This window comes from Bradyrhizobium sp. CCGUVB1N3 (assembly GCF_024199925.1).
Classification (GTDB): Bacteria; Pseudomonadota; Alphaproteobacteria; order Rhizobiales; family Xanthobacteraceae; genus Bradyrhizobium.
In genome coordinates this window covers 7,124,383-7,149,677 of sequence record NZ_JANADR010000001.1, presented here as the reverse complement: position 1 = coordinate 7,149,677, position 25,295 = coordinate 7,124,383, and the positions used below count along the sequence as shown (strand labels likewise).

Here is a 25,295-nt window from a genome sequence, read left to right as displayed (position 1 = left end):
CCATATCAAATATCGTCAGCGATTTTCAATGGCTGTGAGGGACGATCCACCGCGAAAGGGGGATCGGTCCGGATCTTAAGGGGGAGCGTCCGGTCTTGAATACCACCATCCTGCTGTTCCTGGTCCAGGACGGCATCACCAACGGCGCGATCTACGCGCTGCTCGGACTGGCACTGGTGCTGGTGTTCGCCGTCACCCGCGTCATCCTGATTCCACAAGGCGAATTCGTCACCTATGGCGCGCTGACCTATGCTTCGCTCGCCTCCGGCCAGATGCCGGGCACGGCCAAGCTTGCGCTCGCGATGGGCATCGTCGCCTTTGTGTTCGACCTGTTCGCGGCGCGCAAAGCGCTGCACGGGCGGCTGATCCTCCGCACCTTCCTCACCAACATCGTGCTGCCGGGAATCGTGCTGGCGGTGACCCTCTACTTCGCCGGCCAGAAGCCGCCGGTTGCGATCTCGATGGCGCTGTCGCTCGTGATCGTCGCGCTGATCGGCGTGTCGCTCTATCGCATCGTGTTCCAGCCACTGGCCCACACCTCGGTGCTCGTGCTGCTGATCGCCTCCGTCGGCGTCCATCTTGCGCTGCAGGGCCTCGGCCTTCTGTTCTTCGGGGCCGAAGGCCAGCGCGGACCGGCGGTGCTGTCGACGGCCTTCACGCTCGGCGCGTTGCGCTTCACCGGCCAGAGCATCACGGTCTACGGCATCACCATCGCCTTCATCGTCGGCCTCTGGCTGTTCTTCGGCTTCACACGCTACGGCAAGGCGCTGCGCGCGACCGCCGTCAACCGGCTGGGTGCGCGGCTCGTCGGCATCCGGACCTCGCTGTCGGGGCAGATCGCGTTCCTGCTGGCGTCCGTCATCGGCGCGCTGTCGGGCATACTTATCGTCCCAATTACAACTCTCTATTACGACAGCGGCTTCCTGATCGGCCTGAAAGGCTTCGTCGCAGCAATCATCGGCGGCCTCGTCAGCTATCCCCTGACGGCCATCGCCGCGCTCTTTGTCGGCATCGTCGAGGCGTTCTCGTCCTTCTATGCCAGCAACTACAAGGAGGTCATCGTCTTCATGCTGCTGATCCCGGTGCTGCTGCTGCGCTCGCTCGCAGCCCCCGCGGTCGAGGAAGAGAAGGACTGAGCACGATGAACGACCGGCTCCCCATTCTCGTCTTCGCGATTCTCATGGCGGCGATCCCGTTCATTCCCGGCATGCCGCCATTCTGGATCGTGCTCCTGGACAATATCGGCCTCACCGCGCTGGTCGCCATGGGCCTCGTGCTGCTGACCGGCGTCGGCGGCCTCACCTCGTTCGGACAGGCGGCCTTCGTCGGCTTCGGCGCCTACACCACTGCGGTGCTGTCGACGGCGTATGGCCTGTCGCCCTGGCTGACCTTGCCGCTCTCGCTGCTGGTCAGTGGCCTGCTCGCGGTGCTGCTCGGGCTGGTCACGGTCCGCCTGTCGGGCCACTATCTGCCGCTCGGCACGCTCGCCTGGGGGCTCGGACTGTTCTATCTCTTCAGCAAGCTCGAATTCTTGGGGAGAAACGACGGCATCTCCGCGATCCCCCCGCTGTCGATCGGCACGTTCAAAATGCTCTCACCCGGCTCGATCTATTACGCGATCTGGGTTGCGGTGATCGTCTCGGCGCTGCTCACCATGAACCTGCTGGATTCCCGCACCGGCCGCGCCATCCGCGCGCTCAGGCGTGGACATGTCGCTGCCGAAGCCTTTGGCGTGCAGACGCCGCGCGCAAAGATGCTGGTGTTCATTCATGCCGCGGTGCTCGCAGGTCTCTCCGGCTGGCTCTATGCGCATCTCCAGCGCGCGGTCAATCCGACGCCGTTCGGCGCGCAGGCCGGCATCGAGTATCTCTTCATCGCGGTGGTTGGCGGCGCCGGTTATGTCTGGGGCGGCGTGCTCGGCGCGGCGATCGTCGTTGTCCTGAAGGAAGTGCTGCAGAGCTATCTGCCGCTCATCCTGCCCGGCTCCGGACAGGTCGAGACCATCGTGTTCGGCATCATGCTGGTGGCGCTGCTGCAGCTTGCGCCCGGCGGCGTCTGGCCGTGGCTGATGTCGTTCCTGCCGCAGAAGGCTGGCGGCAGGAAGCCGGACACCTCGCTGACCCTGCCGGCGCGCGTCCGCGCGCCCGGCGAGGCAAGCGTGCTGCTCCAGGTCGAAAAAGCACGAAAACAGTTCGGCGGCGTGATCGCGGTGAACAATGTCTCCTTCGATGTGCAGGCCCGCGAGATCGTCGCGCTGATCGGTCCGAACGGCGCCGGAAAGAGCACGACGTTCAACCTGATCACCGGCGTGCTGTCGGCGACTTCGGGCTCGATCTCGGTGCTCGGCAAGAAGGTCGACAGGGCGCCGCCGCAGGAGATCGTCAAGCTCGGCATTTCCCGCACCTTCCAGCACGTGAAGCTGGTGCCCGACATGACCGTGCTGGAAAACGTCGCGATCGGCGCGCATCTGCGCGGCCACTCGGGACCGATTGCCTCGATGCTGCGGCTCGACCGCGCTGACGAGGCCCGGCTGCTGGCGGAAGCCGCGCGCCAGATCGAGCGCGTCGGCCTTGGCGAACAGATGCATCAGCTTGCAGGCTCGCTCTCGCTCGGACAGCAGCGCATCGTCGAGATCGCACGCGCGTTGTGCGTCGATCCGATGCTGCTGCTGCTCGACGAGCCGGCGGCCGGCCTACGCCACATGGAGAAGCAGCAGCTCGCAAAGCTGCTGCGCGACTTGCGCGACGGCGGCATGAGCGTCCTCCTGGTCGAGCACGACATGGGCTTCGTGATGAATCTCGCCGACCGCATCGTGGTGCTCGATTTCGGCACCAAGATCGCGGAAGGCACGCCCGCCACGATCAAGACCAATCCCGAAGTGATCAAGGCCTATCTCGGAGTGGCGGCATGAGCGCTATGTTGTCAGTCACCGACGCGCATGTCGCCTACGGCAAGGTCGAGGCGGTCCGCTCGGTTTCGCTCGAGGTCGGCCAAGACGAGATCGTCACCATCGTCGGCGCCAACGGCGCCGGCAAGACCACGCTGCTCTCGGCTGTCATGGGTATCCTGCCGCTGAAGGGCCGCGTCGCCTTTGCCGGGCAAGACCTCGCACGGCTCGACATCGAGGACCGCGTTGCGATGGGGCTGGGCCTCGTGCCGGAGCACCGCGAATTGTTCGTGACCATGAACGTCGAGGACAATCTGGAGTTAGGGGCCTTCCGCATCGAGAAGAGCAGGGCGAAGAGCTCGATCGAGCGCGTCTACGCGCTGTTCCCGCGACTGAAAGAGCGACGCAAGCAGCTCGCCGGCACGCTCTCCGGCGGCGAGCAGCAGATGCTCGCCATGGGCCGTGCGCTGATGGGAGAGCCGAAACTGCTGATGCTGGACGAGCCGAGCCTGGGCTTGGCGCCGATCATCGTCGCCGACATCTTCCGCATCGTCACCGAGCTGCGCGCCAGCGGCGTCTCGGTGCTGCTGGTCGAGCAGAACGCGCAGGCCGCGCTGAAGATCGCGGACAAGGCTTACGTGATGGAGCTCGGCGAGTTCGTGCTCAGCGGCAAGGCCAGCGACATCGCCGCCAACGAACGCGTCGCGGCGAGCTATCTCGGCTTCCAGCACGAAGGCGCCAGCGCGCTGTAGGCTTGCCGCGAACTCCTCTTCCCTTCTCCCCTTGCGGGAGAAGGTGGCATAGGCGGCCTTCGGCCGCCGTTCTCAAGAACGCCGATGCTCCGCATCGGCTATGGCGCCGGATGAGGGGTTGCATCCGCGAATTCAAGTACAGAACGAACGTGCGGAGAGAACCCCTCACCCGTCTCGCCGCTACGCGGCGAGCCACCCTCTCCCACAAGGGGAGAGGGAAATGCAGCGCCTGTGCTGCGCTAGACTCAACGTGGCGCCTCAGCCCACCGCCATCGCCTGCCCCTTCAGCGCCGCCACCTCGGCTTCGAGCTCCGCAATCCTTGCATCCCGCGCCGCCAGCGCTGACGCCACGTCCGCCGCGTCGAATTTCTGCGGGATGTGCTGCGGGCAGTTGGTGTCCCAGGCCGCGATCTTGAACACGATGACCTGCTCGGGGCGCGCCTTGTAGCCTCCTGGCATCAGTGACTGCGTCAGCGCTGGATCGTCCTCAACCACGCGCGCTTCGCCCCAGATCTTCACCCTGCGGCGATGGGCGTAGTCCATCACGAAGATATAGGCCTTGGGATTTTCGGAGAGGTTGCCTTGCGTGAGATACTGCCGGTTCCCGGCGTAGTCGGCGAAGGCGAGCGTCTGCTTGTCCAGCACCTTCAAAAAGCCCTTCGGGCCGCCGCGGTGCTGGATATAGGGCTGGCCGTCAGCTGAGGCCGTGGCGAGATAGAAACTACTGGCATCGGCCAGGAACGCCGCGAGATTTTCGTCGACCTCGGTGCGCCAACCACGCTGCTCGGCGTGGGAATACGCCTCGCGCGAGCCCTTCCGGGTCTGGATCGATTTGACTGCCGGAGTGAAAGCGACGTCACTGGCGTAGGCGTGGGCGGACGGCATCGGAGTATCTCCAGAGCTGGCGCATTCTCGCGTCCTTTGACCGCTAAAATGCGCCCTCTTACGTCTAGAACAATCAGCCCGCTTGACACTTCATCATTGCGATATATGCAATAATGACCATGGACCGGCTCGAGGCCATGCACGTCTTCGTCACCGTCGCCGAGCTGCGTGGCTTTGCGCCGGCGGCGCGCAAGCTGCGGCTGTCGCCGTCGGCGGTGACCCGCATGATCGCCTCGCTGGAAGAGCATCTCGGCGCGCGGCTGTTGCAGCGGACCACGCGCTCCGTGACTCTCACCGACGTCGGCACGCGCTATCTGGAGCGTGCGCGGCGGATCCTCGCCGATGTCGAGGAGGCGGACGGCTCGGCGCGGGAGGAGCGCAACCGGCCGAGCGGACGTCTCGTGGTGTCGGCACCGGTCGGGTTCGGCCGGCTCCATGTCGGGCCGGTCATGACCGCCTATCTCAAGCGCTATCCCGAAGTCGCCTGCGAACTCAGGCTGTCGGATCATCTCGTCAACCTCGTGGAGGACGCCGTCGATGCCGCGGTGCGGATCGGCCATCTCGCCGACTCGTCTCTGGTCGCGCGTCAGGTCGGCGAGATGCGGCGCATCGTCGTGGCCTCGCCCGGCTATCTGAAGCGGTACGGCGAACCGAAGACGCCGGAGGCCCTGCTCGAGCATCAGACCATCCAGTTCGGCCCGACGACCGATCGACGCTTTCTGCGCGACGGCCGCGAGATCGAGGTGACGCCATCTCCCCGCTTCATCAGCAACAGCGCCGATGCGGCCCTGCAATATGCCGAAGCCGGCGGCGGCGTGACGCGCGTGCTGGCCTATCAGGCCGCCGAGGGCTTGAGGCGCGGGCGCCTGAAAATCGTGCTGGCGAAATTCGAGCAGCCTGCCCTGCCCATCCACATCGTCTATCCGACCTCGCGGCTGCTCTCGGCCAAGGTGCGCGCGTTCATCGATCTCGTGGTGGAGACGACGAACTGGCGGCTTGGGTAGCTCTCGTGCCCCGGACGCAGCGCAGCACGCAGTGATGCGCTGCTGAGCCGGGGCCCATCTCTTCGCGGACGCATGGGTCCCGGCTCTGCGGAGCAGCGCTTCGCGCCGCACCGCGCCCGGGACACGAGACCGTTCACTCCTTCTTCGGCACCACGCGGAACGTGCCGTTGGCCCGCGCGATCACGGCGTCGTCAGCCTTGATCAGGCATTGCGCGAAGCAGATCGTGCTGCCGGTCTTGATCACCTCGCTCTCGACCGCACACCACTGGCCGATCTCGGCGGCGCCGACATAATCAACGGCGAGCGAGATCGTCACGAACGACGTCGTCCAGCCCGTTGCCTGCGCGCAGCTATAGCCCATCGCGGCATCGGCCAGCGCTGCGATGAGACCACCGTGAATGCGTCCGCGCGCGTTGGTGTGCGGCTTTGCCAGCCGCAATCCGACGACAACGGCCTTCTCGGTGCGCTTTGAATAAAGCGGCTCCCAGGGATCGGTGAGCGGGCTCTTGCGGAAATGCGGCTCGAAGCCGTCAGGGATGGCGGTGGCGGTCATGTGCATCTCGCGTCGTTGGTTGCCACCATTGAACGCGATGGACGTGACGGATGCATCACCTACAAAGTTTTAAACGACATTTGCGGAGGCGATTGAAACGATTGCTGGCCCCTAGGGTGGGCAAAGGCGCATCGCGCCGTGCCCACCATCTCTCCGCGACTGAGACAGAAGTGGTGGGCAAGCTGTCGCTTTGCCCACCCTACAAGCTAAAACGGCAGCCCCACGTAATTCTCCGACAGCGAGGTCATCGCGGCCTGCGACTGCGTGACGTAGTCGAGCTCGGCGAGCTGGATGCGCGCGCCGATGGTGCCGGTGTCGGGGAATTTGTGCAGCATCGAGGTCATCCACCAGGAGAAGCGCACGGCCTTCCAGACCCGCGCCAGCGCTATGGTGGAATAGGCATCGATCCCCGCGCTCGACTTCTCGTCGTAATATTCCCGGAGAGCGGTTGCGAGGTAATGCGCATCCGACGCCGCAAGGTTCAGCCCCTTGGCGCCGGTCGGCGGCACGATGTGGGCGGCATCCCCGCACAGGAACATCCGGCCGAAGCGCATCGGCTCGGCGACGAAGCTGCGCAAGGGCGCGATGCTCTTCTCGATCGAGGGGCCGGTCACGAGGCTGTCGGCCGCCTCCTGGTCGAGCCGGCGCTTCAACTCGTCCCAGAAGCGATCGTCCGGCCACTGGTCGACGTGATCGTCGAGCGAGCACTGAACGTAATGCCGGCTGCGTTTGGTCGAGCGCATGGTGCAGAGCGCAAAACCGCGGGCGTGGTTGGAATAGATCAACTCGTGACTGACCGGCGGCGTATCCGAGAGGATGCCGAGCCAGCCGAACGGATAGACCCGCTCGAACTCCTCGATGGCGGATGGCTTGATGCTGGCGCGACTGACGCCGTGGAAACCATCGCAGCCGGCGATGAAGTCGCAGAGAACCTCGTGGCTGACACCGTCCTTGATGTAGGTTACGCGCGGGTGACTGCCGTCGAAATCATGCGGCTGCACGTCCTTGGCCTCATAGATCGAGGTCAGCCCGGCCGCCTTCCGCGCATTCATCAAATCGAGCGTCACCTCGGTCTGGCCGTAGATCATGACTGTCTTGCCGGTCGCAGCCTTCATGTCGATGCGGTGACGGCGGCCGGAAAAGGCAAGCTCGATCCCCTCATGCAAGAGACCCTCGGCATGCGCGCGCCCTCCCGCGCCGACTTCGTCGAGCAGCGCCACAGTTCCCTCTTCAAGAAGGCCGGCGCGGATGCGCCCGAGCACGTAGTCCGGCCTCTGCCGCTCGAGAATGACATTGTCGATGCCGTAACTATGCAGCAATTGGCCAAGCAGCAGTCCCGCCGGCCCAGCACCGATGATTGCGACTTTTGTCCGCAATACTTGCTCCTCCCGATCCTGTAGGGTGCGGCGCGAGCTTGCTTGTCGCGGTCGTCCGCGCGCGATAATTATAACATATAACGTTTGAGCTAAAGGGAGTGCATTCGCCGCAGCGCGACATATCCGGGCAACGGCTTTCCGCGAGACGAAAGCAGCCGCGCTACCAGTTCCGGCTTGAACCGGCGATCCAATTATATAACATGTTAACTAACGAGACCGGGCCGAAGAAGCCTGCGGTCAAGAACAGGGAGAGACGAGCGATGAGGAAAGCCTGTCTGGCGTTGCTGTTGGCAGCAAGCGTGACGCCTGCCTTCGCGCAGGACAAAAATTTCGACCTGAAGATCTCGCACTGGGTGCCAGCCTCGCATCCGCTCCAGAAGTCGCTGGAAGACAGAGCTGGCCCCGGTTGTTTGGACAGCGCCCCGCGAAAATTAAGTGGATTCCTGCCGGGTTATGCTGAAGGCGGGGCTTTACGATTTTGCTGTGGCGTCGGGAGGGCGTAAGCCCGACCAGAGCCGCAGCAAAATCGTTGGCGACGATCATGCGGCCGTCACCATCGTTTGCGCGCCGAAGTAAGCCTCGTCGGGCGTGCGTTCGTCAAGGCTCGAGTGAGGACGTCCTCGGTTGTAGAACGCCAGATATTTGGAAATCGATGCTCGCGCCTCGAGCACGCTGTCGTAAGCACGCAGATAGACTTCCTCGTATTTGACAGTGCGCCACAGCCGCTCGACGAACACGTTGTCGCGCCAGGCACCCTTGCCGTCCATGCTGATGGCGATGTTCGCGTCCAGCAGCACGCCGGTGAAGTCGAGGCTGGTGAACTGGCTACCCTGATCCGTGTTGAAGATCTCGGGCCTGCCGTGCTTCGCCAACGCCTCCTGGAGCGCTTCGACGCAGAATATCGTCTCCATCGTGATCGATACGCGATGGACCAACACCCGTCGGCTGAACACATCGACGACCGCCGCGAGGTAGACGAATCCACGTCGCATCGGAATGTAGCTGATGTCCATTGCCCAGACCTGGTTCGGCCGCTCGATCTTCAATCCGCGCAATAGGTACGGGTAGATCTTGTGGCCCGGTGCGGGCTTGCTCGTGTTCGGACGGCGATAGATCGCCTCGATCCCCATGCGCTTCATCAGCGTCGCGACGTGGCGGCGGCCAATCTGCATGCCCTCACGCTGCAACAGCGATCGCAGCATGCGCGCCCCTGCGAAGGGATAATCGAGGTGCAGCTCATCGAGCCGGCGCATCAAGACAAGGTCCTCGGCCGAAACCGGCCGAGGTTCATAGTAAACCGTACTGCGGGCAAGGTTCAGGACCTTCGCCTGGCGCACGACAGACAGATCATGGTCGCGGTCGATCATCGCTTTGCGCTCAGCAGGCCCGCCTTGGTGAGCGCGCCGGACAAAAAATCGTTCTCCAACGCAAGCTCGCCGATCTTGGCATGTAACGCCTTCAAATCGACCGGCGCCTCGGCCGGTCCGTTGTCCTGCCCAAACACTCCGGCGGCGCCTTCCAGGAGTTGGGTCTTCCAGGTCGTGATCTGGTTCGGATGGACATCAAACAATTGCGCCAGCTCGGCCAACGTCTTCTCCCCCTTCACGGCCGCCAAAGCCACCTTTGCCTTGAATGCCGGAGAATGCGTCCGGCGACTCCTCTTCGTCATCTTCGCTCCTGATTCGCGGCAAGAAGCCTCGCCGCTCTCAGGCAGAAAATCCACTCAAGCTACTGTCCGAATTTGCGGAGCCAGCTCTGACTGGGCTGCCGCGGTGGAGAAGGACTCCGGCGGTACCATCAAGAGCAAGGTGTTCCCGGCGCAGCAGCTCGGCAAGGCGTTCGACCATTACGACATGGCGCGCGACGGCATCGCCGACGTCACCTACGTCAATCCCGGCTACCAGCCCGGGCGCTTCCCGATCGTCGGCGCCGGCGAATTGCCGTTCCTGGTCTCGGACGCCAAGGGAGGCTCGATGGGGCTCGATGCCTGGTATCGCAAATATGCCGAGAAGGAGATGAAGGACGTCAAATACTGCCTCGCCTTCGTCCATTCTCCCTCCTCCTTCCACTCCCGCACCAAGAAGATCGTGGTGCCGGAGGATGTGAAGGGCCTGAAGATCCGCCCGGCCCACGCCACCATGGCGAATTTCGTCACCGCGCTCGGCGGCACCAACGTGCAGTCGTCTGCGCCTGAGGTGCGCGACATCATCGAGCGCGGCGTCGCCGACGGCGTTACCTTTCCCTGGGGCTCGCTGTTGCTGTTCGGCATCGACAAAGTGACGAAGTACGACATGGAGGCGCCGCTCTATGTCACGACCTTCGTCTTCGTCATCAACAAGGACAAGTACAACGCGATGTCCGACAAGCAGAAGGCAGCGATCGACAAGAACTGCACGACCGAGATGGCCGGCGTGGTCGGCGAGCACTGGGGCAAGTTCGAGGATGCCGGCATCGACAAGATCAAGGCGGAAGAGGGTCACGAGGTCTACAAGCTGAACCCGGAACAGACCGCGTCCTGGAAGAAGGCGGCGGAGCCGCTGGTCAAGACCTGGGGCGATGGCGTGAAGAAGACCGGCACTGATCCGGACGCGGCGCTCGCCGAGCTGAAGGCCTCGCTGAAGAAGTACAACGCGCTGGCGGAGTGACGCTGCGATGCTGCGGTAAGCTCTTCCCCACCCTCTCCCCGTTCTTACGGGGGGCGCGACGAGCTTCGCTCGCGCTGAGAGGGTTGGGGTGAGGGGCCGCTTCCGCAAAGATGGTGACGGATGGACTCGCGGAGAGTCCCCCTCACCCGGAATCCGCGCTCACGCGCGCATTCCGACCTCTCCCCGCAAGCGGGGCGAGCTGGAGTGCGCGGCAGGACCGGACGCAAGCAAATGACATCACGCAAAGGGATCACCACCCCATGAAGCGCGCCTGGATGGATCGCTTTATCGATACGATCGAATGGATCGCGGCCGGCTTCGTCGGCCTTGTCGCGCTCGACATCTTCGTTTCTGTCCTGCTGCGCAACACGCTGAACTATGCGATCCCCGATTCCTTCGACATCGGCCGCATGCTGCTCGGCATCCTGATCTTCTGGGGGATCGCCGCGACCTCCTATCGCGGCACGCACATCACCGTCGACCTGATCTGGGCCAATTCAAGCCCGCGCTATCAGCGCTGGATCGACGTGTTCGCAACGCTCGTGCTGCTGTTCGTCGTCACCGTGCAGACCTGGACGCTGTTCGACAAGGTGCGCGGCACCTACAACGACAATGTGCAGACCTTCGACATGCACATGCCGACCTGGCCGTTCTTCGCGATCGCCTGGATCGGCGACGTCTCCGCGGTGCTGCTGATCGCAATCCGCACCTACCGGCTGATCTTCCATCCCGAAGAAATGCACGATCCCAAGCTGAAGGCGACGGAGTAATCATGAGCACCGATGCCGTCGCCGTACTCGGCTTCGTTTCCTTATTTCTCCTGATGCTGCTGCGCGTGCCCGTCGGTATGGCCATGGGCCTCGTCGGCGTCTCCGGCTTCTCCTATCTCGTCGGCGCCACGCCGGCGCTGAAACTGGTCGGCCAGACCTCGATGCGAACGGTCACCGACTACACCTTTGGCGTGATCCCGATGTTCCTGCTGATGGGCTCCTTCGTCAGCAATTCGGGCATGAGCCGCGAGCTGTTCCGCGCTGCCAACGGGTTCGTCGGCCATTTGCGCGGCGGCCTCGGCATTGCAACCGTCGGCGCCTGCGGTGGCTTTGCCGCGATCTGCGGCTCCTCCGTCGCGACCGCTGCGACCTTCTCCGCCGTCGCCTATCCCGAGATGCGCCGCTTCGGCTATCCGCAATCCTTTGCCACCGGCGTGATCGCGGCCGGCGGCACGCTGGGTGCGATGCTGCCGCCGTCCACCGTGCTCGCGGTCTACGGCATCATCACCGAGCAGGACATCGGAAAGCTCTTCATCGCCGGCATCATCCCGGGCCTGCTCGCGATGACCATGTACATGATCACCATCGGCCTGATCGGATACTTCCGTCCGGACTTCTTGCCAAAGGGCAAGAAGCTGCCTTGGAACGAGCGCTTCGCGGGCCTCAAGGACATCTGGGCGCCGGTGCTGCTGTTCCTCTTCGTCATCGGCGGCCTCTACGGCCTGCCGTTCCTGCCGCGCTTCACGCCGACGGAAGCCGGCGGCGTCGGGGCCACCGGCGCCTTCATCATCGGCGTGCTTACCGGGCGGCTCGACCGCGAGAAGATTTTGGCCTCGCTCCTGCAGGCAACGCGTACCGCGGCCGCCGTGTTCACGGTGCTGATCGGCGCGCTGATCTTCGGCTATTTCCTGACGGTGACGCAGACCCCGCAGAAGGTGACGGAATTCCTCACCGGCCTCGGCCTCGGCTCTTACGGCGTGCTGGCGCTGATCATGGTGATGTATCTCGTGCTCGGCTGCCTGATGGACGCCATGGCGATGATCATCCTCACCGTGCCGATCATCTTCCCCGTGATCTCGCATCTTGGCTTCGATCCGATCTGGTTCGGCGTCATCATCGTTATGACGGTGGAGCTCGGCCTGATCCACCCGCCGGTCGGCATGAACGTCTTCGTCATCAAGAGCGTGGTGAAGGACGTCTCCTTCTCCACCATCTTCAAAGGCGTGATCCCGTTCGTGGCCACCGACCTGGTGCGTCTGGTGATCCTGATCGCCTTCCCGCTGCTGGCAACCTGGCTGCCGACCCGGATGATGGCGCATTAGGGAATGATCGCGCTGCTCGTCACGCGGCGAGCTATCTTCGCCTCTCCCCTTGTGGGAGAGGGTGGCTCGCCGCGCAGCGGCGAGACGGGTGAGGGGTCTCTCTCCGCGCACGCATCTCGCGCAATAGAGTTTGTGGACGCAACCCCTCATCCGGCGCGCTACGCGCGCCACCTTCTCCCACAAGGGGAGAAGGAAAAGCAGCGCCTGTTCGTCGCATCATGTCAGAGGTGATTTATGAGCACTGCCCTCGTAACCAAATACGTCTTCACCATCACCGCGCGCATCGGCGATGTCATTACCGCCGGCGAGACCGGCATCGGTGTCCGCCGCATCATCCCGATCATCGGAGGCGAGGTGCATGGCGCGATCGAGGGCAAGGTCTTGCCGTTCGGTGCCGACTTCCAGATCATCCGCCCCAACGAGCTGATCGACCTGGAGGCCAGATACGCCTTCGAGACCGACGACGGCGCCACTGTCTATGTCGAGAACAAGGGCATCCGCTTCGGGCCCGTCGAGCTGCTGCAAAAACTCAAGCGCGGCGAGCCCGTCGATCCCGCGCTGATCTACTTCCGCACCGTGCCGAAGTTCGAGACCGGGCACGAGAAGTACCGCTGGCTGATGCAGCACATCTTCGTGGCCTCAGCCGCGCGCCACGCAGACCGCGTGGTGATCGACGTGCATCAGGTGATGTGAGGCGGGCGCTCCTCCGCGACGACATTCCTGGATTGCTTCGCTTCGCTCGCAATGACGGAGGGTGTGGCAATAGCGGCGCCTCACACTGCGCTCGTCGTCCCGGGGCGCGCGGAGCGCGAGCCCGGGACCCATACCCACAGGATCGAGTTGTTCGGGAAAACTCGGGCCACCAGCCTTCGCAAAACGTCTCCCAGGGGTTATCTCGACGAGCGCAAGCGCTCGCGCGGGGGTCCCCGGCCTTCGCCGGGACGACGGCGAGTATGGGGCGTTCCCTTACCCGCCCCTGATCACCCGCCCCCAGCGGCCCGTCTCCCTTGTTGACTCTCCGGAAATTCGTTATACAACATAACTATTCTGAAAAGGACGCAAATGACACAGGGAAACGCCGAGACCGCAGCCGCGGGACCTGATGCGCTGCTCAAGATCGAGAGGGCGGACAGGGTCTTGACCGTGGGTCTGAACCGGCCGGCCAAGCGCAATGCGCTCAATGACGGCATCATTCACGAGATCGGCGACTGCTTTGCGACGCTGCCGGACGACATCGGCGCGGTCGTCATCCATGGCATCGGCGACCATTTCTCCTCCGGCCTTGACCTTTCCGAGCTGACCGACCATGACGCGACCGGCGGCCTTCTGCACTCCCAGATGTGGCATCGGGTGTTCGACCGCATCCAGTACAGCCGCGTCCCCGTGATCGCGGCGCTCAAGGGTGCGGTGATCGGCGGCGGACTGGAGCTGGCCTGCGCCGCGCACATCCGCGTCGCCGAGCCCTCGACCTATTTCGCGCTGCCGGAAGGCCAGCGCGGCATCTTCGTCGGTGGCGGCGGCTCGGTGCGGCTGCCGCGCCTGATCGGTGTCGCACGAATGATGGACATGATGCTGACGGGCCGCGTCTATCCCGCGACCGAAGGCGCCTCCTACGGCTTTGCGCAATATCTGACCGAGGAAGGTGGCTCGCTGACGAAGTCGCTCGAGCTCGCCGCGCGCATCGCCTCCAACGCGCCGCTGACGAATTTTGCCGTCCTCCAGGCGCTGCCGATGATCGCAGAGGCCAATCCGCAGGCCGGCCTGTTGATGGAATCGCTGATGGCGACGGTCGCCCAGAGCGACAAGGAAGCCAAGCGCCGGATCCGCGAGTTCCTCGAGCACAAGACCGCCAAGGTGAAGCCAAAGTCATGAGCGCGAAGCCGTCCTCTTCCACCACGGAGCGCGGCGCAAGCTCCTCCCCGCTGCGGCCGATCTCGTTCGGCGATCCCGTCGTCAACATCGAACGGCGCGATGACGGCACGATTTACCTGCGGCCAGAACAGCCGCTGGGCGACTATCCGGTTCGCATCACTGACCGCCTGCATCATTGGGCGAAGACCACGCCGGATCGCGTCTTCATGGCCGAGCGCGAAGGCGGCCGCGGCTGGCGCAAGATCACCTATGCCGAGCTGCTCACCGCGAGCCGGCACATCGCCTCCGGCCTGATCCAGCGCGGCCTGTCGGCGGAGAAGCCTGTCGTCATCCTCTCCGGCAATTCGATCGACCATGTGCTGCTTGCCTTCGGCGCATACTATGCCGGCGTGCCGTTCTGCCCGGTTTCGCCGGCCTATTCGCTGGTCTCCAGGGACTACGGCAAGCTCTCTTATCTGATGAAGCTGCTGACGCCGGGCCTCGTCTTTGCCGAGGACGCAGACAAGTTTGCGGACGCGCTTGCCATCAACGTCTCGCTCGGCACCGAGATCGCCGCGTCCTATGGCACCGTGCCGGGGCGCGACGTCACGCTGCTCGCCGACCTCATGGCGACGCCGATCCATCCTGCGCTCGATGAGCAGCACGACAGAATCGGCCCCGACACGATCGCAAAATTCCTGCTGACGTCAGGCTCGACAGGCAATCCCAAGGCGGTCATCAACACCCAGCGCATGATCTGCGCCAACCAGGTGATGCTGCGCGAGACGCTGGCGTTCCTGAAGGACGAGCCGCCGGTCATCATCGACTGGCTGCCCTGGAACCACACATTTGGCGGCAATCACAATATCGGCCTGACGCTCTACAACGGCGGCTCGATGTATCTCGATGCCGGAAAGCCGGTGCCCGGCGGCATCGAGGAGACCGTGCGCAATCTCCAGGAGATTTCGCCGACAGTCTATTTCAACGTGCCCAAAGGCTACGAGTCGCTACTGCCGTACTTGCGCGACGACCAGGGCCTGCGTGCAAAATTCTTCGACCGCCTGCACGCGATGTTCTTCTCCGGCGCGGCGCTCTCTCCCTTCGTCTGGAACAGCCTCGACGAGCTCGCGGTGAAGGAGAAGGGCTATCGCGTCCCGATGCTGACGGGACTGGGCGCCACCGAAACCGCGCCGTTCTTCATGTCGGTCAATCCACGCACCAGCCGCTCCGGCCATGTCGGCCTGCCCGTCTCCGGCAATGACGCCAAGCTCGTGCCGAACAACGGCAAGCTGGAAGTTCGCTGCAAGGGCCCGAACGTCATGCCTGGCTACTGGCGCCAGCCCGAAGTCACGGCAAAATCCTTCGACGAGGAGGGCTTTTACAAGCTCGGCGATGCGCTGAAGCCCGCCGACCCGGATGACCTCAATGCCGGCTTCGACTTCGACGGCCGCGTCAGCGAGGACTTCAAGCTCGCGAGCGGCACCTGGGTCAGCGTCGGCCCCTTGCGGGCGCGCCTCACAGCGGCCTGCGCGCCGCTGGTGCGCGACGTCGTCATCGCCGGCATCAACCGCGACGAGATTTCCGCGCTCGTGGTGCTCGACCTCGATGGCTGCCGCTTGATCAATCCGACGCTGCCGGCCGACGATCTCGTCGTCACCGCGCGCGACCGCCTGGTCCGCGAGGCGTTCCGCGAGCGCCTCACCCAGTTCCTCGGCTCGGCCACCGGCTCCTCAACCAGGATCACCCGCGCGATCCTTCTGGACACGCCGCTCTCGATCGACAAGGGCGAGGTCACCGACAAAGGCTCGATCAACCAGCGCGCCGTGCTCGAGCACCGCACCGCGCTGATTGACGAGCTCTATGCTGCAAATCCATCGGACCGTGTGATATCGGTCGCCTAGAAACAATCCGCCAAAGGAGAACGCCATGTTGTTGAAGGATCAGGCAGCCATCGTCACCGGCGGCGCATCGGGACTGGGTGCGGCGACCGCACGCAAGCTGGCGGCGCAGGGCGCCAAGGTCGCGGTCTGCGACCTCAATACCAAGCTCGCCGAAACCGTTGCGGCCGAGATCAAGGGCGTCGCCGTGACCTGCGACGTCTCCGACGCCGCCTCGGCCGAAGCCGCGATCGCGGCGGCCGCCAAGGCCCACGGCCCGGCCCGCGTGCTCGTCAACTGCGCCGGCATCGGTGTTGCCAAGCGCGTGGTCGGCCGCGATGGTCCGATGGCGCTTGCCGATTTCGACAAGGTGATCAAGGTCAACCTGATCGGCACCTTCAACATGCTGCGTCTTGCCGCCACCGAGATGTCCAAGCTCGAGCCGCAGGCGAGCGGCGAGCGCGGTGTCATCATCAACACCGCTTCCGTCGCAGCCTATGATGGCCAGATCGGCCAGTCCGCCTATTCGGCGTCCAAGGGCGGTATCGTCGGCATGACGCTGCCGATCGCGCGCGAACTCGCGCAGTTCGGCGTTCGCGTGCTGACCATTGCGCCCGGCCTGTTCCTCACGCCGCTGCTCGCCAACCTGCCGCAGGAGGCCCAGGATTCGCTCGCTGCCGCGATCCCGTTCCCGCGCCGCCTCGGTAGCGCCGACGAGTTCGCAGCGCTTGCGCTGCACATGGTCGAGAATGCCTATCTCAACGGCGAGGTGGTCCGGCTCGACGGCTCGCTGCGCATGGCGCCGAAGTAGGGCCCATCACGGATGTTCTTTCACCGGCGCGACGTTCAGATCCAGTGGGGTGACTGCGACCCCGCCAACATCGTCTATTACCCGCGCTATTTCTCGATGTTCGACGATTCGACCTCGGTCCTGTTCGAGAAGGCCGGCTTCTCGAAACAGGACCTGGTCCACAAATACGGACTGGTCGGCATTCCCATGGTCGACACGCGGGCGAAGTTCTACATCCCGTCGACCCATGGCGACTGGATCACCATCGAAACGAAGATCGAGAGCATCAAGCGCTCGAGCTTCGAGGTGAAGCACAACGTCTACAAGGGCGAGGCTCTGGCAATCGAGGCCTTCGAGACCCGCGTTCTCGTCGGCCGCGACCCGGCCAATCCCGACAGGCTGAAATCCGCACCGTTTCCGCCGGAGATGGTGGCCAAATTCGTGGGCAATTAGATTCTGGAGCTAAATCGCCGCACCGCCCAAAGACGGGGCTGAATTCGATCACAAAGTCTGCTTTCAAAGACACACCTTAAGGGAGGAATAAATGAAACGGTTTTACTTGAGCGTCGCGATAACAGCGGCAACACTGGCCCTGCCGGCCCTGCCCGCGATGGCCCAGACCAACGAAATCACCATCGGCATCACCACCACCACGACCGGCCCGGGCGCGGCGCTCGGCATTCCCGAGCGCAACGCGCTGGAGTTCGTGCCGAAGGAAATCGCCGGCGTGCCGCTGAAGGTGATCGTGCTCGATGACGGCGGCGATCCGACCACCGCGACCACCAATGCGCGCCGCTTCGTCACGGAATCCAAGGCCGACATCATCATGGGCTCGGCGTTGACGCCGCCGACGATCGCGGTTTCCAACGTCGCGAACGAAGCCGGCATTCCGCATTTCGGCCTCGCCCCCTTCCCGATCACCCCCGAGCGCATGAAGTGGTCGGTGGCGATGCCGCAGCCGATCCCGATCGTAGGCAAGGTGCTGTACGACCACATGAAGGCCAAGGGCGTGAAGACGGTCGGCTATATCGGTTATTCCGACTCCTATGGCGACCTCTGGTTCAACGACCTGAAGGCGCAGACTGGGCCGATGGGCATGACCATCGCCGACGAGGAGCGCTTCGCGCGTCCCGACACGTCGGTGACCGGACAGGTGCTCAAGCTCGTCGCCGCCAACCCCGACGCGATCCTGGTCGGCGCGTCCGGTACCGCGGCCGCGCTGCCGCAGACCGAGCTGCGCGAGCGCGGCTATCAGGGCCTGATCTACCAGACCCATGGTGCGGCGAGCATGGACTTCATCCGCATCGCCGGCAAGGCGGCGGAAGGCGTGCTGATGGCTTCAGGACCCGTGATGGATCCGGAGGACCAGCCGGACGAGGCGCAGACCAAGAAGCCGGGCCTCGCGCTCAACACCGCCTATGAAGCCAAGTACGGCCCGAACAGCCGCAGCCAGTTCGCCGGCCACTCCTACGACGCGTTCGAGCTCCTGAAGCGCATCATTCCGACGGCGCTGAAGACCGCCAAGCCCGGCACGCCGGAATTCCGCGAGGCGATCCGCCAGGCCCTGCTGTCGGAAAAGGAATTGGCCGCGAGCCAGGGCGTCTACAACTTCACCGAAAAGGACCGCTACGGCCTCGACGAGCGCTCGCGCATCCTGCTCACTGTGACGAACGGCAAGTACAAGCTGGTCAAGTAAGAGCCCATCACTCGAAGGCGATCAGAGCCGGCCCTCAAGGGCCGGCTCTTTTCTTTTTTTGGCTTACAACCGAGTTGCAGCCCCGGGGTTGCCGCGCTCCCTCTCCCGCATGCGGGAGAGGGGTGGGGTGAGGGTGCCTCCGCGTAGGGGATCGTTCGAGATATCCGGAACAAATCCCATCGTGGAGAAAGGCCTCACCCGGCGCTTCGCGCCGACCTCTCCCGCAAGCGGGAGAGGTGCAGCCAACCTGTGGAAGCGATATGCGCCTTACGCCGCCTCCCGGAGCTTCGTCCAGGCGAACTCCGGATAGTACTGATCCATCATGCGGTCGACATAGGCGGTGAGGTTCGGAAACTCTTCCGCGCGCTCGCGAAGCTTGGATTCGAAGAACGGCGTCAAAATTCCGCCGAGCGCGCCGAAGGCCGTTGCATCAACACCGCTCGGCTTGTTGCTCATCAGATAAGCCTTGTCTCCGAGCTGCACGGACAGCGCAAACAGCGAACGCACGGCAAGATCGACGTCGTCATCGGGCGCGTGCCGGCCAAGGCCTGACAGCAGATAGTTCTCGGCGACGCGGAATTGCGCATCCTCGCGCAGCTTCTCGCGGTTGTGCTCCGGCGCGCCGTCGAAGAAATGCGCCGGGCCCTTGGCGAAATTGACCGGATCCACCCAGCGCGCACCGACCAGTCCCCAATAGACGTGATGCTCGATCATGCGCTCGAACGCCCAGGCCTGGGCGCGTTCCTGCAACGACAGGCCGGCATCGAAGTCGAAACCATAGCGGCGCTCGATATGCGCCCGGATGAAGGTGGAATCGGCAACTGCTTCGCCGTCGTCGTCGATGAACGGCAATTGCCCCTTGGGCGAAGCTGGCGGCATCGCCCGCTCCTTCCGATAGGGCAGTCCTGCCATCTTCAACTGCACCTCCGTCTTGGTGACGAAGGGGCTGATTTCCGGCAGGCCGAAGCCAATGCCAAAGCCGTAAAGCGTGATCATGCTATTGCTCCTGATCCCCGAAACAGTTGTTGGAACCTATCGACCGGCTGCTGCCACCGTGGTGGCAGCAGCCGTGATATCCTGCGTGAAGCGGGCCCCCTGCCAGGCGCGGCCCATGACGTGGCAAACCACGGCGTCCGCAGCCCCGAGCAGCGAGCGCGCGATGAGAGCGACGATCGCGAGACGGAGGTCGACGAACATGAGATCGAACGCGCCGAGACGGCCAAGAGTGAAGGTTTGCAGCAAGGCCTGCACCCGCCACAGCGGGCCCGCCTGGCTGAAGGTGGTGGGAAGCATCATGGACAAATCCTCTTCATTCGAAGTGTTGTCCCGGTATAGAACTCCCCTGCTGCCAACATCCTGTCAGCATCCGCGCGCCGGTTTTTGAACGGCGCCAAATCGGAAGACGTGTCATGAGACGTGCCGACCGGCTGTTTCAGATCATCCAGGTCTTAAGGCGCAGCCGTAAACCGCTGACGGCGGAGACGATCGCGGCCGAGCTCGAAACCTCCAAGCGCACCGTCTATCGGGACATCGCAACGCTGATCGGCCAGCGCGTGCCGATCCGCGGCGAGGCCGGCATGGGCTACATCCTCGAAAAGGGTTTTGACCTGCCGCCCTTGATGCTGACGCCCGACGAGATTGAGGCGGCGGTGCTGGGCGCGCAATGGGTTGCCGGCCACGCCGACACGGCGCTGGCGCGCGCCGCCGAGGATCTGATGGCGAAAATCGCCGACACCGTGCCCGAGCGCCTGCGTCCCTTCGTCCTGGAGCCGGCAAGCCGCGCGCGACCAAGCTGGAATCGTGAACCCGACCGCATGGACATGGTGCGCACGCGCACGCAAATCCATGAGGGCAAGAAGATCACGCTGCGCTATCGCGACGAGCAGGGCCGCGACAGCCAGCGCACGATCTGGCCAATTGCGGTCGGCTATCTCGAAGCCGTGCGACTGCTCGCAGCCTGGTGCGAACTGCGCAACGATTTCCGCAGCTTCCGCACCGATCGTGTGGTGGATGCGACCTATCTCGACGAGAGATATCCGGAGCGGCGCGACGTGCTGCGCGCCAAGTGGCGGCAGAGCCTGGTCTGGGGACCGCCGAAGGACAATTGAGCGACAAGGACCACTTGAGCGACATGGACCAGAACTCCACGACCGATCTGTCGCAGCTCTGCCAGGCTTGCGGCGCCTGCTGCGCCTATTCGGCGAATTGGCCGCGCTTCTCGATCGAGAGCGAGGAGGAACTCGCAGCCATCCCGCAAGCCTTGGTCAACGAGCGGCAATCGGGCATGCGCTGCGACGGCGATCGCTGTTCGGCACTGAAAGGAAAGATCGGGGATGCAACCGTCTGCGGTATCTATGCCGTGCGGCCGGAGGTGTGTCGCACCTGCATGCCCGGCGATGCCGAATGCGCGATGGCGCGGCGGAAGTTCGGACTGCCGGTGATCGAGGCCAGCGCATGATCCGGACCCGAAGGGCCGCGTTAGCGCAAAGTGCGTAGCGGCTTTCCCTCGCGACAAACGCGGGACACGTTGGCGCGGAGATCATGCGCCAACAAAGAGAGCTCAGGCTGGAACGGCTTCAGCGAGATCGTCGTCGAGCTCGTCCTCGAGCGGCGCAAGCACCGAGAGCGGCTTGGTCGACAGCGTAATCGGCTTGCGGCTGCCCGACGGCGACGGCGATGCCTTGGCCGTGCCTTCACGCGACAGCGCGTAAAGCGTGGAGCCGACGCGCCCCCCGCTCTCGATCAGTTCGCGCTCCGTGCAGCTCGCCGCGATCGCGACCGCCAGCGAATGCAGATGGCTGCGGCGGTAGCAAAACAGGGCCAGCCTGGCGCGGGCCTCGGGGGCAACACTCTCAACCAGTCTCGGCAGACCGCTTTCGCTGGCGCGATACATCTCGCCAAGGAGCTCGTCGCGGACCGGGCAGAAATCGCTTTCGTAGGCGTCTCGGCTTGAAAACATTGCGATTCTCCTCGTATGCCGAAGATGCTGCGCAATTCTCTAACGAAAGGTTAACCACACGGGCCGGAGTGTCCCGGGGTCTTTCTCCGCACTTGCGAATCGGAACGCCGCCGAAGCCTGCGGGCTCAGTTCGCCGCCATGAAGATCGACAGCCCAAAACCGGTGAGATGGTGCAGCGCCTGGTCGACGCCGATCAGGGTCCAGAACCAGGGGTGCTCCTGGTTGACGCCGAAATTGGCCGAGACAAACCCCTTGGCCCGGTCGACCGTGATGTGGATCGCGAAATCGATCAGGGCGACGAACCAGAATTTTGGCGCGACTATCAGGATCAGCGGTAGCGCAACCGCAAGGTGAACCAGGCAGTGCACCAGGAGCGGCAGGGCCCAGCCATGCTTCTGGTCCTTGCCGTGCGCCATCCAGGCGGTCTGAAGCACGAAGTCGGCGATGATGTGCTTGAATGTGAGCAGCAGCATCCAGCCAATGAGCGCTTCGACCGGAACCGCCGATGACATGGGTGGAAACGACAAAGCTGGACGCCCTCATTGAACGTGGAAGAAAAAATGGAGCGTTCAGTGCGACTTCTTCTTGGGCCCCGGCCAAATCGCCGAGATCGCGCTTTTATGACATCTCTCGCGGCGGAATGCACCCCGGAAGGAACCGGAAATCGCAAGGTGTGACCGAACGACGATATAGGAACCGATCGCCGCCGCCTCTCCTCGCGGTAACGTTACCCGCGGCTCGAAATTTGCATTCTGCCGCCGGAGAGCTAGCTATCATCCCAAGCAGAGAATTATCGTTCTTTTTTCAGGTGTTTACGAATTTTCGGGCGGCCCTTGCCGGCAAGACGGCCGTCGCCTGGCAGCGGGATAAGGCCAGCCATGAGTGCTGAAGGCCAGATGTCATCGACCGAGCAGCCCCCACCGTCGCGCCCGAAGGTGATCAAGACCAATCAGCAGCAGGTCATGCTGTATGTCGTGCTGACCTTGATCCTGTCGCTTGCCACCGTCTGGGGCGGCCGGGCCATGCTGCATAATTCGGAAACCCTGACCTTTGCAGTCGGCGATCCCAACAGCGACGAGGCACGTTTCGCCAAAAAGCTCGCAACAGTGCTTAAGAATGACGCCTCTCGGTTCCGGATCAAGATCGTCAACAATCCTGACAATGCCAAGGCGATTGCGCAATTCGACCGCAAGCAGGCCGACCTCGCCATCCTGCGTACCGACGGCAAGGTGCCGTCGCGGGCGCGCGCGCTCGCCATCCTCGAGCATGATCTCGTGCTGCTGCTCGGCCCCGGCAACAAGAAGGTCAAGTCGCTCGCGGAATTGAAGAAGAAGAAGGTCGCGGTGCTGGCCGAGAACGACTCTTCGCTCGCCTTTGTCCGCAGCATCCTCGACGTCCCCGACACGCCGGACGCTGCGGCACGCGTGCAGATGGCCCCGCAGGGCGTAACACTCGACAAGCTGCTGGCGCCCGCGAGCGGCTATTCCGCGGTGATCGCCGTCGTCCACGCCTCGAAGGCGGTCCGCGACAAGGCCTATGAGCAGGTCGCCAAGCGCGGCGGCTTCACACTGAACGCCATCGACGAGGCCAAGGCGCTGGCGCGCAAGATTCCCGGCATTTCCGAGGAGACCTTGACGGCGGGCACGCTGTCGACCTCGCCGGAGATTCCCGACGACGATCTCGACACGATCGGGCTCGAATGGCTGCTGGTCGCACAGTCGAAAATGTCGTTGTCCACCGCAGGCGACCTCGCGCGCATCGTCTACGAGAACAAGTCCGGGCTCGGCCTCGAAAGCGGGTTCGCGACCCGGATCGAGCCGGCCTCCGTCGACAAGGACGCCTTTGTCATGGCGCACCAGGGCGCGGCCGACTACATCAACGACGACACCAAGTCGTTCATGGAAAAATACAGCGACATGATGTATCTGGGCGCCGGCGCGCTCAGCGTCATCGGCTCGATCTTCGCGGCGATCTACGCCAAGATCACCAGGATCGCACCGGAGAAGGCCAGCGAACTGTCCACGGCCATCCTCGATGTCGGCGAGCGCATCGAGCATGCCCATTCGCTCGACGAGCTCGAGTGCCTGGCGGACGAGCTCGAAGCGATCCTGCGCAGAGCGGTGGTGGGACTGAGGGACGGCACGATCAGTACCGACGGGCTCGATACGTTCAAGCTCGGCTATGAATTCGTCCGGGACGAGATCGGCATGCGACGCGAGCATCTGAAGCGGCACGCTGGCGATGCCGAAACCGACGCCTCAGCGCGCGAGGTGGCTGCGCATGACGACACCAATGTGGTGGTGGTGAAGACCGCACACAGCGCGTGAGGCCCGGCCGCGCACGTGACGCGGGGAACCCGCGCGCGGCATCGCGCACCTGGAACCGACTTGACCTGCAACCGTTGATGCTCCGCGCAACCGGAGATCGGCCATGCGTTCACTGCTCATCATCATCCTGCTCGCGATGCTCGCCGGCGTCGGTTATTTCGCTTACTCCGCCCTGTCCGTCGACGGTGAGCCGATTCCGACCGAAGGTTACGTGGCGCTCGCGCTGGGCGCGGGTTTCTCGGTGATCGTCGGCGTCGGGCTGATGGCGCTGCTGTTCTTCTCAAGCCGCCGCGGCTTCGACGAGCCGCCGCATTTCAAGTAACGGTCTCGGCCGATCCGACCCCAGGATTGCGGCTTGCATGGCGGACGCCGATAACGCTGTCAGCGTCCTGTCGTTGACGGCCCCCGCCCGCGCAGGCACTTTGGCGCGTCGGTCCCAACCGGGACGGGCAATCCAGCCAAGACCGGACCGCAATCCCGTATGTCCAAGCCGTTGATCCCCGCTCTGGCGAAATTCGTGGCCGCGACGGCCGGCCGGAACATGACCACGGCGGCCTATGTCGCGGTCATGGTCGGCGTCGTGACCATGATGCTGTTGACGGTCGACCCGGCCTATCAAGCCGCGCATCACGGGGCAAATGCCTTGCTGTGGGCGTGCCTGGCCTATTTCGTGTTCGAATGGCTGGTCCGGCTGCGCCATATGGCAAGACAGCAGCGGCTGGCGCTCTACATGCTGTCCTCGAGCGGGCTGGTCGATGCGATTGGGGCGCTGGCAGTGCCCGTTGCGCTGGTGCTGGGCGTCGAACCCAAGACGGCATGGCTCCTCAGCGTGCTCTGGGTGCTCAAGGTCGTGCCGGGCATCCCGGGCCTGCGGCAGCTTCGCCGCGTGCTGGTGCTGGAATCGGGGCCGCTGCTCAGCGTGCTCGTGATCTTCCTGATGGTGGTGTTCCTCGCCTCCGTTGCTGAATATTTCCTGGAGCGTGACGTGCAGCCCCAGACCTTCGGCAGCGTGCCGTCGGCACTATGGTGGGCGGTGGTGACGCTGACGACGACCGGCTATGGCGACGTCGTGCCGGTGACGCCGCTCGGGCGGATGGTAGCCGCGCTGGTGATGATCTCGGGCCTTGGCGTGTTCGGCCTCTGGACAGGTATTCTGGCGACGGGCTTCGCAGCAGAGACCCGCCGCGACAATTTCCTCAAGACGTGGGAGACCGTCAGCAAGGTGCCGTTCTTTGCCGCGCTCGGCCCTTCCGCGATCGCCGACGTCACCCATATGCTGCGCACCATGGACCTGCCTGCCCGCACCATGATCATCAGGAAGGGCGCGCAGGGCGACTGCATGTATTTCATCGCCTCCGGCGAGGTCGAAGTCGATCTGCCCGGCAAGAAGGTGGCACTCGGCGAAGGCGCCTTCTTCGGCGAGATGGCGCTTCTCGGCAACAATTTGCGCGGCGCCAACGTCACGACCGTGAAGGTCTCGCGGCTGCTCGTGCTCGACCTCGTTGATTTCCGCGTGCTGATGGCGCGGCATCCCGATCTCGCCGAGACCATCGATGCCGAAGCCAAACGCCGCGCGCTCGAAAACAAGTAAATGGAGACAG

Annotated in this window: 25 protein-coding genes and 2 pseudogenes; 19 read left to right on the top strand and 8 right to left on the bottom strand. The window is 64.0% G+C overall.

Features of this window, described 5'->3' with window-relative positions:
* Positions 1 to 95: 95 nt before the first annotated feature.
* From NLM33_RS34055 to NLM33_RS34045, 3 genes are read left to right on the top strand one after another with little or no spacing between them, the layout of a single operon-like run.
* Positions 96 to 1,136, top strand: a complete 1,041-nt coding sequence (locus NLM33_RS34055; RefSeq protein ID WP_254102927.1) for a branched-chain amino acid ABC transporter permease — start codon at positions 96 to 98, stop codon at positions 1,134 to 1,136.
* A 5-nt stretch (positions 1,137 to 1,141) separates the two neighbouring features.
* Positions 1,142 to 2,911 (top strand): ATP-binding cassette domain-containing protein, encoded by a 1,770-nt coding sequence (locus NLM33_RS34050; protein WP_254102926.1) that lies wholly within the window; start codon positions 1,142 to 1,144, stop codon positions 2,909 to 2,911.
* The gene (locus NLM33_RS34045) at positions 2,908 to 3,639 is read left to right on the top strand and encodes an ABC transporter ATP-binding protein (protein ID WP_254102925.1); all 732 of its coding nucleotides are present in this window, start codon (positions 2,908 to 2,910) and stop codon (positions 3,637 to 3,639) included. Before NLM33_RS34050 ends, NLM33_RS34045 begins: the two co-directional genes overlap by 4 nt.
* A gap of 258 nt (positions 3,640 to 3,897) precedes the next feature.
* On the opposite strand, the gene NLM33_RS34040 is transcribed toward NLM33_RS34045, so the two are convergent.
* Positions 3,898 to 4,524 (bottom strand): pyridoxamine 5'-phosphate oxidase family protein, encoded by a 627-nt coding sequence (locus NLM33_RS34040; RefSeq protein ID WP_254102924.1) that lies wholly within the window; start codon positions 4,522 to 4,524, stop codon positions 3,898 to 3,900.
* Between the two features lie 119 nt (positions 4,525 to 4,643).
* On the opposite strand from NLM33_RS34040, the gene NLM33_RS34035 reads away from it, so the two are divergent.
* Entirely contained in the window at positions 4,644 to 5,528 is an 885-nt protein-coding gene (locus NLM33_RS34035) for a LysR family transcriptional regulator (protein WP_254106034.1), read from the top strand.
* A gap of 133 nt (positions 5,529 to 5,661) precedes the next feature.
* Here NLM33_RS34035 and NLM33_RS34030 read toward each other — a convergent pair whose 3' ends face one another.
* Entirely contained in the window at positions 5,662 to 6,081 is a 420-nt protein-coding gene (locus NLM33_RS34030) for a PaaI family thioesterase (RefSeq protein ID WP_254102923.1), read from the bottom strand.
* A 206-nt stretch (positions 6,082 to 6,287) separates the two neighbouring features.
* Complete coding sequence (pobA, locus tag NLM33_RS34025) at positions 6,288 to 7,457, bottom strand: 4-hydroxybenzoate 3-monooxygenase (RefSeq protein ID WP_254102922.1); 1,170 nt, start codon at positions 7,455 to 7,457, stop codon at positions 6,288 to 6,290.
* Between the two features lie 260 nt (positions 7,458 to 7,717).
* On the opposite strand from pobA, the pseudogene NLM33_RS34020 reads away from it, so the two are divergent.
* A pseudogene (locus NLM33_RS34020) lies at positions 7,718 to 7,849 on the top strand (C4-dicarboxylate ABC transporter); the annotation flags it as partial.
* Positions 7,850 to 7,996: 147 nt separating this feature from the next.
* Here the strand turns inward: NLM33_RS34020 and NLM33_RS34015 are convergent.
* Positions 7,997 to 9,126 (bottom strand): IS3 family transposase gene (locus tag NLM33_RS34015; RefSeq protein WP_254095161.1). Its coding sequence is split into 2 segments (ribosomal slippage): positions 7,997 to 8,874 and positions 8,874 to 9,126, totalling 1,131 coding nucleotides; the frame shifts between segments, so codons are not numbered across the junction.
* An 88-nt stretch (positions 9,127 to 9,214) separates the two neighbouring features.
* On the opposite strand from NLM33_RS34015, the pseudogene NLM33_RS34010 reads away from it, so the two are divergent.
* The 9 genes and pseudogenes from NLM33_RS34010 to NLM33_RS33970 form a co-directional block, all read left to right on the top strand.
* Positions 9,215 to 10,102 (top strand): annotated as a pseudogene (locus tag NLM33_RS34010) (TRAP transporter substrate-binding protein); the annotation flags it as partial.
* Positions 10,103 to 10,362: 260 nt separating this feature from the next.
* Positions 10,363 to 10,872: a TRAP transporter small permease gene (locus NLM33_RS34005; RefSeq protein ID WP_254102920.1), complete on the top strand. Its 510-nt coding sequence runs from the start codon at positions 10,363 to 10,365 to the stop codon at positions 10,870 to 10,872.
* Positions 10,873 to 10,874: 2 nt separating this feature from the next.
* On the top strand, positions 10,875 to 12,194 hold the full coding sequence (locus tag NLM33_RS34000; protein ID WP_254102918.1) for a TRAP transporter large permease: 1,320 nt from the start codon (positions 10,875 to 10,877) through the stop codon (positions 12,192 to 12,194).
* Between the two features lie 234 nt (positions 12,195 to 12,428).
* On the top strand, positions 12,429 to 12,887 hold the full coding sequence (locus NLM33_RS33995) for a DUF3237 domain-containing protein (protein ID WP_254102916.1): 459 nt from the start codon (positions 12,429 to 12,431) through the stop codon (positions 12,885 to 12,887).
* A gap of 369 nt (positions 12,888 to 13,256) precedes the next feature.
* Positions 13,257 to 14,066, top strand: coding sequence for a crotonase/enoyl-CoA hydratase family protein (locus NLM33_RS33990; protein ID WP_254102914.1), 810 nt, complete (start codon positions 13,257 to 13,259; stop codon positions 14,064 to 14,066).
* Positions 14,063 to 15,946, top strand: coding sequence for a feruloyl-CoA synthase (locus NLM33_RS33985; RefSeq protein WP_254102912.1), 1,884 nt, complete (start codon positions 14,063 to 14,065; stop codon positions 15,944 to 15,946). Before NLM33_RS33990 ends, NLM33_RS33985 begins: the two co-directional genes overlap by 4 nt.
* A 25-nt stretch (positions 15,947 to 15,971) precedes the next feature.
* Positions 15,972 to 16,733 (top strand): SDR family NAD(P)-dependent oxidoreductase, encoded by a 762-nt coding sequence (locus NLM33_RS33980; RefSeq protein WP_254102910.1) that lies wholly within the window; start codon positions 15,972 to 15,974, stop codon positions 16,731 to 16,733.
* A 12-nt stretch (positions 16,734 to 16,745) separates the two neighbouring features.
* Complete coding sequence (locus tag NLM33_RS33975; protein WP_254102908.1) at positions 16,746 to 17,165, top strand: thioesterase family protein; 420 nt, start codon at positions 16,746 to 16,748, stop codon at positions 17,163 to 17,165.
* Between the two features lie 91 nt (positions 17,166 to 17,256).
* On the top strand, positions 17,257 to 18,408 hold the full coding sequence (locus tag NLM33_RS33970) for an ABC transporter substrate-binding protein (protein WP_254102907.1): 1,152 nt from the start codon (positions 17,257 to 17,259) through the stop codon (positions 18,406 to 18,408).
* A 267-nt stretch (positions 18,409 to 18,675) separates the two neighbouring features.
* On the opposite strand, the gene NLM33_RS33965 is transcribed toward NLM33_RS33970, so the two are convergent.
* Together NLM33_RS33965 and NLM33_RS33960 are read right to left on the bottom strand one after the other, a co-directional pair.
* Complete coding sequence (locus tag NLM33_RS33965; RefSeq protein ID WP_254102906.1) at positions 18,676 to 19,404, bottom strand: glutathione S-transferase family protein; 729 nt, start codon at positions 19,402 to 19,404, stop codon at positions 18,676 to 18,678.
* Between the two features lie 36 nt (positions 19,405 to 19,440).
* Positions 19,441 to 19,704: a hypothetical protein gene (locus NLM33_RS33960; protein ID WP_254102905.1), complete on the bottom strand. Its 264-nt coding sequence runs from the start codon at positions 19,702 to 19,704 to the stop codon at positions 19,441 to 19,443.
* A gap of 113 nt (positions 19,705 to 19,817) precedes the next feature.
* Between NLM33_RS33960 and NLM33_RS33955 the strand changes: the two genes are divergently transcribed.
* Both NLM33_RS33955 and NLM33_RS33950 read left to right on the top strand, forming a co-directional pair.
* Positions 19,818 to 20,516 carry a YafY family protein gene (locus tag NLM33_RS33955; RefSeq protein ID WP_254102904.1) on the top strand — a complete coding sequence of 233 codons (699 nt, stop codon included), beginning with the start codon at positions 19,818 to 19,820 and terminating at the stop codon, positions 20,514 to 20,516.
* 23 nt (positions 20,517 to 20,539) lie between these two features.
* Positions 20,540 to 20,866, top strand: coding sequence for a YkgJ family cysteine cluster protein (locus NLM33_RS33950; RefSeq protein ID WP_254106032.1), 327 nt, complete (start codon positions 20,540 to 20,542; stop codon positions 20,864 to 20,866).
* A 102-nt stretch (positions 20,867 to 20,968) separates the two neighbouring features.
* Here NLM33_RS33950 and NLM33_RS33945 read toward each other — a convergent pair whose 3' ends face one another.
* The gene (locus NLM33_RS33945; protein ID WP_254102903.1) at positions 20,969 to 21,367 is read right to left on the bottom strand and encodes a hypothetical protein; all 399 of its coding nucleotides are present in this window, start codon (positions 21,365 to 21,367) and stop codon (positions 20,969 to 20,971) included.
* Between the two features lie 125 nt (positions 21,368 to 21,492).
* Positions 21,493 to 21,840 carry a DUF3307 domain-containing protein gene (locus NLM33_RS33940; RefSeq protein ID WP_254106031.1) on the bottom strand — a complete coding sequence of 116 codons (348 nt, stop codon included), beginning with the start codon at positions 21,838 to 21,840 and terminating at the stop codon, positions 21,493 to 21,495.
* A 405-nt stretch (positions 21,841 to 22,245) separates the two neighbouring features.
* On the opposite strand from NLM33_RS33940, the gene NLM33_RS33935 reads away from it, so the two are divergent.
* From NLM33_RS33935 to NLM33_RS33925, 3 genes are all read left to right on the top strand, one after another.
* Complete coding sequence (locus NLM33_RS33935; protein ID WP_254102902.1) at positions 22,246 to 23,694, top strand: TAXI family TRAP transporter solute-binding subunit; 1,449 nt, start codon at positions 22,246 to 22,248, stop codon at positions 23,692 to 23,694.
* Positions 23,695 to 23,797: 103 nt separating this feature from the next.
* Positions 23,798 to 24,016, top strand: a complete 219-nt coding sequence (locus NLM33_RS33930; protein ID WP_254102899.1) for a hypothetical protein — start codon at positions 23,798 to 23,800, stop codon at positions 24,014 to 24,016.
* A gap of 159 nt (positions 24,017 to 24,175) precedes the next feature.
* Positions 24,176 to 25,285, top strand: coding sequence for a cyclic nucleotide-gated ion channel (locus NLM33_RS33925; RefSeq protein ID WP_254102891.1), 1,110 nt, complete (start codon positions 24,176 to 24,178; stop codon positions 25,283 to 25,285).
* Positions 25,286 to 25,295 lie beyond the last annotated feature (10 nt).